This is a genomic window from Tsukamurella asaccharolytica, assembly GCF_007858435.1.
Taxonomy (GTDB): Bacteria; Actinomycetota; Actinomycetes; order Mycobacteriales; family Mycobacteriaceae; genus Tsukamurella; species Tsukamurella asaccharolytica.
Genome location: NZ_VIGW01000017.1, coordinates 47,316 through 58,084 on the forward strand (window position 1 = coordinate 47,316; position 10,769 = coordinate 58,084).

Genomic DNA, 10,769 nt, shown 5'->3' on the forward strand with positions numbered 1-10,769 from the left:
CCGTGCGCCGCGCCACCGGAGACGAACTCGACGCGAGGACCCTCTACGCGCTGCTGAAGCTGCGCGCGGAGGTCTTCATCGCGGAGCAGCAGAGCCCCTGGCTCGACATCGACGGGCGCGACCTCGACCCGTCGACGGTCCACCTCTGGCTGCCCGACGATGTCGCCCCCGGTGACTCCGGCAGCGCGATCGCGACGGTGCGCGTCACTGACGAGGGCCCGGGCCTGGCCGCGATCGGCCGAGTCTGCGCGGCACCGTCGCACCGCGGGCGTGGGCTGATCGGCGAGCTGATGACCGCGGCGCTCGCCGAGCTCGACGGCCGAGCCTGCCTGCTTGAGGCTCAGTCGCACCTTGAGAGCATGTACGCCAAATACGGATTCGCCCGCGAGGGAGACGAATTCATCGAGGACGGCATCCCGCACGTCCCCATGAGGAGGCCCGCCGGTGTCTGACCGCTACCCGTTCAGCGCCGTCGTCGGCCACGACGAGCTGCGGCTCGCCCTCACCCTGTGCGCCATCGCGCCCGCCGTCGGCGGCGTGCTCGTGCGCGGCGAGAAGGGCACCGCGAAGTCCACCGCCGCCCGCGCGCTCGCCCCGCTGCTGCCGCCCCGCCCCGACGGTGCGCCCGCGCGCCTCGTCGAGCTGCCCATCGGCGCTACCGAGGACCGGGTCGTCGGCTCGCTCGACCTGCACCGCGCTCTCGGCGAGGGACGCGTCGACTTCACGCCCGGCCTGCTGGCCGACGCCGACGGCGGCATCCTCTACGTCGACGAGGTCAACCTGCTCTCCGACCATCTCGTCGACGTGCTGCTCGACGCCGCCGCGATGGGGCGGGTCACCGTCGAGCGCGACGCCGTCTCGCGCTCCTACCCGGCCCGGTTCGTGCTGGTGGGCACCATGAACCCGGAGGAGGGGGAGCTGCGCCCGCAGCTGCTGGACCGCTTCGGCCTCGCGGTCGACGTGCGCGCCAGCCGCGACGTGGACGCCCGCGTCGAGGTGATGCGCCGCCGCCTCGCCTTCGAGGCCGACCCCGCCGCCTTCGCCGCCGAGTACGCCGACGCCGACGCAGAGCAGGCCCGCCGGATCACCGACGCCCGCGACCGGCTGCCCTCCGTCGCGCTGCCCGACGCCGAACTGCGCCGGATCGCCGCGGTGTGCGCCGCCTTCGACGTCGACGGCATGCGCGCCGACCTCGTGATCGCCCGCGCCGCCCGCGCCCACGCCGCGTGGCGCGGCGCCGCCGAGGTCACCGAGGACGACGTGCGCGTCGCCGCTGCGCTGGCCCTGCCGCACCGCAAGCGGCGCGACCCGTTCGACGAGCCCGGCCTCGACGACGCCGAGCTCGAGCGCGCCCTCGACGAGGCCCGCGCCGACGACGACCCCGAGCCGGAGCCCGATCCCGACGGCCCGGGAGGCGGCGATGCCGCGGAGCCCCCGCCGTCCGGACCGGACTCTGCGGGGTCGCCGCAACAGCAGGATCAGGTCGGCGCGCCGCTCCCGACGGGCCGACACCGCACCGTCGGGAAGCTGACCGTGCCCGGCACCGGCACCGGCGGGGCGACGGGACGCCGCTCCAGGACCCGCTCCGATCGCGGCAGCGTGGTGCGCGCCGCGCCCGCCGGAACCGGTTCCGGCCTGCACCTTGCCGCCACGCTCCGGGCGGCCGCGCCCGAACAGGCCGCCCGCGGCCGGGCCGCCGGGCCGCTGCGTCTGGCACCGTCGGATCTCCGGTCGCCGGTCCGCGAGGCGACCGAGGGAAACCTCGTGGTCTTCGTGGTGGACCTCTCCGGCTCGATGGCGGCACGGGAGCGGATCGCGCTGGTCGGCGAGGCCGCGGTCTCGCTGCTGCGCGACGCCTACCAGCGGCGCGACAAGGTGGCCGTCATCGGCTTCCGCGGCGCCGAGGCCACCCTGCTCGTCCCGCCCACGCGGTCCGTCGACGTGGCCGTCGCGCGGCTCGCCCGCGCTCGGACCGGCGGCCGAACGCCGCTGGCGGAGGGGCTGATCGAGGCGCGGAAGCTGCTGCGCCGCGAGGACCTGCGGCCCGACGCCCGGCGTCCGCTTCTCGTCGTGCTCACGGACGGTCGCGCGACCTCGGGCCGTGATCCGCTGCCGCGCGCGCTCGCCGCGGCGGCCGGCCTGCGCGCCGACGGTCGCGCGACGGTGGTAGTGGACTGCGAGACCTCGATGGTGCGGCTGGGGCTGGCCGCGAAGGTGGCGGCGGCCCTGGGGGCCACGATGCTCCCGCTGAGCGGCCTGAGCCCGCAGGATCTCGCCCGCGTCGCCTGACGTATGTTCGCCAACGTCGGGTTCCGCGGCCGTCCCAGGTGAGATCGGGCCGCGGAGCCCCGCGAAACCCGAATCTCACGTGAGGAGCCCCCCGATGCCGCAGGGCAAGGTCGAATCGGTCCCGCAGGACGGCCTGACCACCCGGCAGCGGCGCAACCAGCCGGTGCTGGCCGTGCACACCGGCCCCGGCAAGGGGAAGTCGACGGCCGCCTTCGGCATGGCCATGCGCGCGTGGAACCAGGGCTTCGACATCGGCGTCTTCCAGTTCGTCAAGAGCGCGAAGTGGAAGGTCGGCGAGGAGCAGACGATGCTCGCCCTGAACGAGCTGCACGAGCGCACCGGCGTCGGCGGGCCCGTCGAGTGGCACAAGATGGGGCAGGGCTGGTCGTGGTTGCGCCGGACCGACGGTGCCGAGCAGGACCACGCCGAGGCCGCGCGCGACGGCTGGCGCGAGATCGCGCGCCGGCTCAGCGCGGAGCAGCACCGTTTCTACGTGCTCGACGAGTTCACCTACCCGCTCAAATGGGGCTGGATCGACGTCGACGAGGTGGTCGAGACCCTCCGCGCGCGCCCCGGCAACCAGCACGTGATCATCACCGGCCGCGACGCGCCGCAGGCGCTCATGGACGCCGCCGACCTGGTCACCGAGATGACCAAGGTCAGGCACCCGATGGATGCGGGGAGGAAGGGGCAGAGGGGGATCGAGTGGTGACGAACGGCTCCGGCGTCCCGGGAGGTGCGGTGGCCGGGGAGAGCAGGGGGATCGAGTGGTAGCGCCGGCGGTCGTGATCGCCGCGCCCTCGTCGGGCAGCGGCAAGACGACCATCGCGACCGGACTCATGGGCGCCCTCGCGCGGACCGGTGCCGTCGCCCCGTTCAAGGTGGGCCCCGATTACATCGACCCCGGCTACCACGCGCTCGCCACGGGCCGGCCCGGCCGCAATCTCGACGCCGTGCTCTGCGGTGCGCAGCGCGTCGCCCCCCTGTACCGGCACGGCGCACGCGACGCGGAGATCGCCGTGGTCGAGGGAGTCATGGGACTGTTCGACGGCCGCATCGTCGACGGTCCCGGCGGCGCGGTGGCCGAGGGCATCGGCTCCACCGCCGATGTCGCGCAGCTGCTCGGCGCGCCGGTCGTGCTCGTCGTCGACGTGCGGGGCCATTCCCAGTCGCTCGCCGCGCTGCTCGCGGGCTTCGCGACCTACCGGCCCGGTGTCGCCATCGCCGGAGTCATCCTCAACCGCGTCTCCAGCCCCCGGCACGAGCGGGTGCTGCGCGACGCGTGCGCGCACGCGGGCCTCGAGGCCGTCGGGGCCATCCCCGGCGCCGCGGCGCTCGAGGTGCCGGCGCGACACCTCGGACTCATCCCCGCCGCCGAACGCGGGGCGGACGCGGTCGCCGCGGTGGCGGCGATGACGGAGCTGGTGGAGCGCCACGTCGACGTCGACCGGATCCGCGCGCTGGCCAGGCCCGTCGCGGACGGGCCGGCGTGGTCGCCGCCGGACGAGGTGGCGCGCGTGGGGGAGCCGGTCGTCGCCCTGGCGGGCGGCCCGGCGTTCAGCTTCGGCTACGCCGAGCACGAGGAGCTCCTGCGCGCCGCGGGGGCGGACGTCCGCCGCTTCGATCCGCTCACCGACGAGCTGCCCGCCGGGACCGCGGCGGTCGTACTGCCCGGCGGCTTCCCCGAGGTGTACGCCGAGAAGCTGTCGGGGAACGCGCCGCTGCGCGCGCAGCTGCGCGCCCTGGTCGACGCCGGCGGCGCGGTGCACGCCGAGTGCGCGGGACAGCTCTATCTCGCCGAGTCGCTCGACGGGGTGCCGATGTGCGGCATCGTGCCGGGCGCCGCGACCTTCACCCGGCGGCTCACCCTGGGCTACCGCGACGCGGTGGCCCTCGGGCCGAGCCCCCTGTTCGCGCCGGGTGAGCGTGTGACGGGGCACGAGTTCCACCGCACCGCGCTCACGCCCGGTCCCGCCGCGGCCTGGGGCTGGCGCGACGCCGACGGCCGGGCCACGACCGACGGCTTCCTTTCGTCCACTGTGCACTCCTCGTATCTGCACGTGCACCCTGCCGGATACCCTGAGGTGGCGGAACGCCTGGTCAGGGCGGTCGCGTGAGGAGTTCGTCTCACCCTGAGCGGGGGCCTCGCGCGGGCTGAGAGCTTGCTGTACAAATGCCTCATGCACAAGTCGATCAAGCTCGTCTCCGTCACCTTCGCCGCCGCCGCCGTGGTCGCCACCTCCGCGTGCGCCGCCGGGTCCTACGCCGCTCCCGGATCGCCCTCGTCCTCCGCCAAGCACAGCGCCTCGGCCACCCCGTCCGCGAAGCCCTCCACCAGCGCCTCGGCCAAGCCCTCGGCCTCGAAGCCCACCCCCGTCAAGGAGGGCACCCCGAGCGCCGTCCTCGCCTCGACCGCGTGGGAGACCACCGCCGCCAAGGACGCGAAGGGCGCCAGCGTCGCGTTGACCGACGCGAACGTGAAGAACTACGTCGGTTGGGCCTACTTCAAGAAGGACGGCACCTTCACCCTCTACAACCTGGACGGCACCGCCAAGGGCAAGGGCGACTGGACCGTCTCGGCCGACGGCAAGACCCGCACCATCGTCGCCAAGAACGCCGACGGCAGCGTCCAGTACAAGCGCACCGTCGAGATCGTCACCCTGACCGAGAAGGAGTTCACGTACCGCGTGTACCCCGAGGCCTCGAACAAGGCCGTGTACTACGACATCGTGCACACCGCCACCAAGCACGCCGAGCCGCGCGCGTAGCGCCGGAGGCCGCTCACTAGGCTGAGCGGAATGAACAGCCACGGCGCCCCGCACGATCCCTACCTCGTCGGTTTGGATCTGCGAGGGCGCCGTGTCGTCGTCGTGGGGGCCGGCACCGTCGCGCAGCGGCGGCTGCCCGTGCTGCTCGCCGCCGGCGCGGACGTCCACGTCATCGCGCCCGAGGCCACCCCCGCCGTCGAATCGACCCCCGGCATCGTCTGGCACCGCCGCGAGTACGCCTCCGGCGACCTGCTCGGCGCCTGGTACGTCTTGGCCGCGACCGACGATCCGGCGGTGAACGCCGTGGTCGTCGCCGAGGCCGAGGTGCAGCGCACCTTCTGCGTGCGGGCCGATCTCGCACGCGAGGGCACCGCCGTCACGCCCGCCACCGTCGCCACCGGCGGGTTGCAGGTGGGCGTCCTCGCGTCCGGGGATCACCGACGGTCCGCCGCCGTCCGGGACAGCCTGCGCGCCGTCCTCACCGGCGACGAGGCGGCCCGGCCCACCCACAAGCCCGAGGGCGTGGCCCTCGTCGGCGGGGGACCGGGCGACCCGGACCTCATCACCGTGCGCGGCCGCGCCCTCCTGGGCCTCGCCGACGTGGTCGTCGCGGACCGTCTGGCACCGCCCCGGCTGCTCGCCGAGCTCGCCCCGCACGTCGAGGTGATCGACGCGGCGAAGGTGCCGTACGGGCGGGCCATGGCGCAGCAGGCCATCAACCAGGTACTCATCGACCGGGCGCGTGGGGGCAAGTTCGTCGTCCGCCTCAAGGGCGGTGACCCCTACGTCTTCGGCCGCGGCTTCGAGGAGCTCGAGGCGCTGGCCGCGGAGGGCATCCCCGTCACCGTCGTCCCCGGCATCACCAGCTCGATCGCCGCGCCCTCGGCCGCGGGCATCCCGGTGACGCACCGCGGCCTCACGCACGAGTTCGTGGTCGTCTCCGGGCACGTCGCCCCGGGGCACCCCGACAGCCTCGTCGACTGGGACGCGCTCGGACGGCTGCGCGGCACCGTCGTGGTGCTCATGGCCGTGGAGCGGCTCGCCGCCATCGCCGGGGCGCTGGTCGCCGGGGGCCGGCCCGCCGAGACGCCGGCCGCGGTGATCGAGAACGCCACGACGGGCGGGCAGCGCACCGTCCGCGGCACCCTCGCGAGCATCGCGGCGGACGCGGCCGCCGCGGAGGTGGTGCCGCCGGCCGTGCTCGTGGTGGGCCCGACGGCGGGATTCACCGCCGCGCTCGGCGGGTGATCCGCACCCGGGGGTGGGGTTTGGCGCGTGTCGCAGAAATGTGACGGCCCCGAACCGTCGGCCGCAGCCGGAGCCGGAAACACCGCCCTGTCCTGCGCCAATCGCCCGATTCGAGGACTTTCCGAGCCGCCGCGAACTCTCACTTCAGTAACTCTGGTCACAATTGTTACCGTTCTCGACTTCCGAATCCGGCGGGGGAGTCGGTAGCCTCGGGCATCATGACTTCAACGATGGCGCCTTCCAGCCCGGCGCAGACCTACCGCGTCAAGGGCAGTGCCGTCGGCATTCCGATCCTCGTGCTCTGCGGAATGATCTTCCTCGCCGTGCTCGACGGCACGGTCGTTTTCGTCGCTATGCCGGAGATCCAGGACGCGCTCGGGCTCTCGGACGCCACCAAGGTGTGGGTGTTCGGCGCGTACGCGCTCACCTTCGGCGGCTTCCTGCTGCTGGGCGGCAGGCTCGGCGATACTTTCGGCCGGAAGAAGATGTTCCTGCTCGGCGTGATCGGCTTCACCATCGCGTCGGCGCTGGCGGGATTCGCCACGAACGAGGCGTGGCTGCTCGCGGCCCGTGTCGGCCAGGGACTGTTCGCCGCGGTCGCCAGCCCCACCGCCCTCGCGCTCATCGCCACCACCTTCGCGCCCGGCAAGGCGCGTAACCAGGCCTTCGCCGTCTTCGGCGCGATGGCGGGCCTGGGCTCCATCGCCGGCCTCGTCGCCGGCGGCCTGCTCGCGACCCTCGACTGGCGCCTCATCTTCTGGATCAACGTTCCGGTGGGTATCGCCTGCGCGGTCGGCGGCTGGTTCACTCTCGACGAGGCGACCTCCGAGCGACGGCACGCCCTCGACGTCAAGGGCGCCGTCCTCGCGGTCGCGGGGTGCGTCACCGGCGTGTACGCCCTCACCGCCGGCCCTGAGGCCCACTGGCAGAGCACGTCGGTCTACATCGCCGCGGTGGTCAGCGTGATCTGCCTCGCGCTGTTCCTCTGGGTCGAGCGGACGGCGAAGAACCCCATCCTGCCGTTCTCGCTGTTCAACAACCGCAACCGCGTCGCGGCGATGCTCGCGATCCTGATCTGCGGCGCCCTCATCCCGACGCTCGGCTTCTACGTCGCGCTCACCTTCCAGCTGGTACTCGGTTACACGCCCTTCGAGTCGGGACTCGCGCTGCTGCCCTTCGCCGTCGGTTTCGGCATCTCCGTCGCGATCAGCGCCTCGCTCGTGCGGCGCTTCCAGGCGCGCTGGCTCGTCGCCATCGGCGGCGTCATCGTCTTTCTTCCTTGCATCTACGTCCCGACCCTGGTGTCCCAGGACCCCGCGACCATCGCCTACTTCCCGCAGATCGCGCTGCCGGTGTTCTTCATCGGCATCGGCGTGGGCATGGCGGTCGTTCCGCTGCCGCTCGGTGCCGTCGCCGGCGTGCGCCCGTCGGAGATCGGCCCGCTGACCGCGCTGATCGAGGTCGCGCAGAACCTCGGCGGCATCATCGGCCTCGCGTCGGTGCAGGTCGTCGTGACCTCGCGCATCATGGCCGAGGGCGGCCCGACCACCGGTCACCTGCGCCACGACACCCTCTCGGGCGACCAGATCCACGCCCTGGCGTCGGGTTACGGCCTCGCCTTCATCTCCTGCGCGGCGATCCTCATCCTGGCCGGCCTCGTCGTGGTCCCCTTCATGCGGTTCACGCCCGCGGAGATCGCCGAGGGCCAGGCGGCCAAGGAGTCCAGCGAGTCCGGCGGTGCCATTCCGTCCACGTCCTTCCCCGCGCAGGCCTTCGAAGAGGACGACGACGTCGACGACGATTGGGAGCCGCTCGAGGGCGACGTCACGTCGGGCTCCTTCGCCGCCATCCGCCGCGAGGACTACGACCGCGCCTACAACGAGCAGCCCGGAGATCCCGAGCCGGTGTACTTCACCGATCGGTTCCGCGCCATCAAGCGCACGGATGTCGGCGGAGCGGCGTCGCCGGACGCCCGACCGCGCCCGCCGCAGCCCCCGACCCAGCAGGTCCCCGTCACCCGGCCGCCGCGCCGCCGCGAGCCGACCGCCCCCCAGCAGGCCTACTCGCAGCCGAGTGGCCCGCTGAACCGGACCGGAGCACCGCAGCAGGGGTTCACGCACCCGAGCGATCCGCTGCCCCGGCAGAGCGGTCGCCCGGGGGAGGGGCTGGCAGGCGTCGCCCGCCCGTCCGGGCCGATCCAGCGCGAGAGTGCCGACCTCCCGCGCCCGCCGGTTCCGCCGGCGCCGCGCGCCTCGATGCCCGACTACTGGCCGCCTCGTCCGCCCCGGCCCGCTCCGCAGCAGTACGCGGGGGGCCGCCCGGCGGCCCGTCCGAGTGGTCCGGTGCAGCGGTCGGGCTCGGCTCCGCGGCAGGGTTCGCAATCCCAGCCCGTCCCCGCGGCCGCGCGCCCCGGCCGCCACGCGGCCCCGGAGCCCGACGGGATGCACCACCCGGCGCAGACCCCGCAGGCGGATCGCGTGAGCCGCGCCCGTCGGCACCGGCTCGAGGACTGACGGTCACCTGCGCCGACCGAGAAACCAGCACGATTGATTTCTTCGGAGCTTCCTCCAGCCGGTAGCCTCGGTCTCCATGACATCGACGATGGCCCCCGGGGCCCCGGCGCCGACCTACCGCGTCAAGGGCAGTGCTCTCGGTCTCGCCATCGTCGTCCTCTCCGGGATGATGTTCCTCGCCGTCCTCGACGGCACCGTGGTCTTCGTCGCGATGCCGCGGATCCAGGAAGCGATGCATCTGTCGGACGCCGCGAAGATCTGGGTCTACGGCGCCTACGCGGTCACCTTCGGTGGGTTCATGCTGCTCGGCGGCAGGCTCGGCGATACCTTCGGGCGCAAACGGATGTTCATCCTCGGCGTCGCGGGATTCACCCTCGCGTCGCTCCTCACCGGTTTCGCGACCAACGAGGCGTGGCTGCTCATCGCCCGCGCCGGGCAGGGGCTCTTCGCCGCGATCGCGTGCCCCACGGCGCTCGCCCTCATCGCCACCACCTTCGCGCCGGGGAAGGCACGTAACCAGGCCTTCGCGATCTTCGGTGCGATGGCCGGGCTCGGCTCGGTCTCGGGCCTCGTCGCGGGCGGCCTCCTCGCGACCTGGGACTGGCGCTTCGTCTTCTGGATCAACGTCCCGATCGGTGTCGTCTGCATCATCGGCGCCGTCATCGCCTTGGAGGAGTCGACCTCCGAGCGGCGGCACGCACTCGACATCAAGGGCGCCGTCCTCGCGGTCGCAGGCTGCGTCGCCGGCGTCTACACCCTCACTATGGGCCCCGAGGTGCACTGGCAGGGCGCCGGCATTTACATCGCCGCCGCTATCAGCGTGGTCTGCCTGGCTGCCTTCCTCGTCGTGGAACGGACCGCGAGGAACCCGATCCTGCCGTTCTCGCTCTTCCGCAACCGCAACCGGGTCGCGGCGATGGTCGCCATCTTCGTCTGCGGCGCGCTCATCCCGACGCTCGGCTTCTACGTCGCGCTCACCTTCCAGCAGGTGCTCGGGTACACCCCGCTGGAGTCCGGCTTGGCGCTGATCCCGTTCGCCGTGGGAATGGGGATCGCCGCTCCCATCTCCTCCAAGCTCGCCCTGAAGATCCAGGCCCGGTGGCTGGTCGCCATCGGCGGGGTAATCGTCTTCCTGCCGTGCATCTACGTGCCGACGCTCATGAGCAAGGACCCGTCGGCGGTCAGCTACTTCCCGTACATCGGGCTGCCGGTCTTCTTCATCGGCATCGGCGTGGGCTTCGCGATGATCCCGTTGCCGATCTGCGCCCTGGCCGGGGTGCGCCCGTCCGAGACCGGCCCGATGTCCGCGTTGGTCGAGGTGTGCCAGAACCTGGGCGGCATCGTCGGGCTCGCCTCTGTGCAGGTGCTGGTGACCTCCCGGATCATGAAGGAGGGTGGCCCGACCAGGGGCGAGATCACCCACGAGCTGCTGACGGACGCGCAACGCACCGCCCTGGCCTCGGGCTTCGGGCTCGCCTTCATCGCCTGTGCCGCGATCCTCATCCTCGCGGGCCTGGTCGTGGTGCCGTTCATGCGGTTCACACCGGAGGAGGTCGCCGAGGGGCAGGCGGCGCAGGAGTCGAGCAAGTCCGGCGGATCGATCCCGTCGACCTCGTTCCCCGCGCAGGCCTTCGAGGACGACGACGACGTCGACGACGATTGGGAGCCGCTCGAGGGCGACGTCACCTCCGGATCGTTCCCGGCGGTCCGACGCGAGGATTACGCCCGCGCCTACAACGAGCAGCCCGGCGACCCCGAGCCGGTGTACTTCACCGATCGCTTCCGCGCGATCAGGCGGCCGCCGGCGCCGCAGCCGCAGCCGCCGGCGCCCCAGCCGCACCCGCCCGCGTCGCAGCCTCCCCGCCCCGCCGGCGGCCCGCAGCACCGGCCCCCCGCCGCGCCTCCGCAGGCGCAGCGGCGTCCGAGCGCGCCCCTGCAGCGCCCGAGCGGG

General features: G+C 73.2%; 8 protein-coding genes. All 8 read left to right on the forward strand.

All coding sequences use genetic code 11. From position 1 onward, the window contains the following. Positions 1-2: 2 nt before the first annotated feature. Complete coding sequence (locus FK529_RS18510; protein ID WP_146563996.1) at positions 3-452, forward strand: GNAT family N-acetyltransferase; 450 nt, start codon at positions 3-5, stop codon at positions 450-452. Beyond that, positions 445-2,289, forward strand: coding sequence for a VWA domain-containing protein (locus FK529_RS18515; protein WP_146563998.1), 1,845 nt, complete (start codon positions 445-447; stop codon positions 2,287-2,289). Before FK529_RS18510 ends, FK529_RS18515 begins: the two co-directional genes overlap by 8 nt. Positions 2,290-2,383: 94 nt before the next feature. Continuing rightward, positions 2,384-3,001: a cob(I)yrinic acid a,c-diamide adenosyltransferase gene (gene cobO, locus FK529_RS18520; protein WP_146564000.1), complete on the forward strand. Its 618-nt coding sequence runs from the start codon at positions 2,384-2,386 to the stop codon at positions 2,999-3,001. A 55-nt stretch (positions 3,002-3,056) separates the two neighbouring features. Continuing rightward, entirely contained in the window at positions 3,057-4,406 is a 1,350-nt protein-coding gene (locus FK529_RS18525; RefSeq protein WP_166436438.1) for a cobyrinic acid a,c-diamide synthase CobB, read from the forward strand. Between the two features lie 63 nt (positions 4,407-4,469). Continuing rightward, positions 4,470-5,057, forward strand: coding sequence for a DUF4822 domain-containing protein (locus FK529_RS18530; protein ID WP_146564004.1), 588 nt, complete (start codon positions 4,470-4,472; stop codon positions 5,055-5,057). Between the two features lie 30 nt (positions 5,058-5,087). Next, positions 5,088-6,305 carry a uroporphyrinogen-III C-methyltransferase gene (gene cobA, locus FK529_RS18535; protein WP_146564006.1) on the forward strand — a complete coding sequence of 406 codons (1,218 nt, stop codon included), beginning with the start codon at positions 5,088-5,090 and terminating at the stop codon, positions 6,303-6,305. 218 nt (positions 6,306-6,523) lie between these two features. Beyond that, positions 6,524-8,818, forward strand: a complete 2,295-nt coding sequence (locus FK529_RS18540) for an MFS transporter (protein ID WP_231703173.1) — start codon at positions 6,524-6,526, stop codon at positions 8,816-8,818. 76 nt (positions 8,819-8,894) lie between these two features. Then, a partial coding sequence (locus FK529_RS18545) for an MFS transporter (protein ID WP_331456340.1) occupies positions 8,895-10,769 on the forward strand: 1,875 nt, incomplete at its 3' end.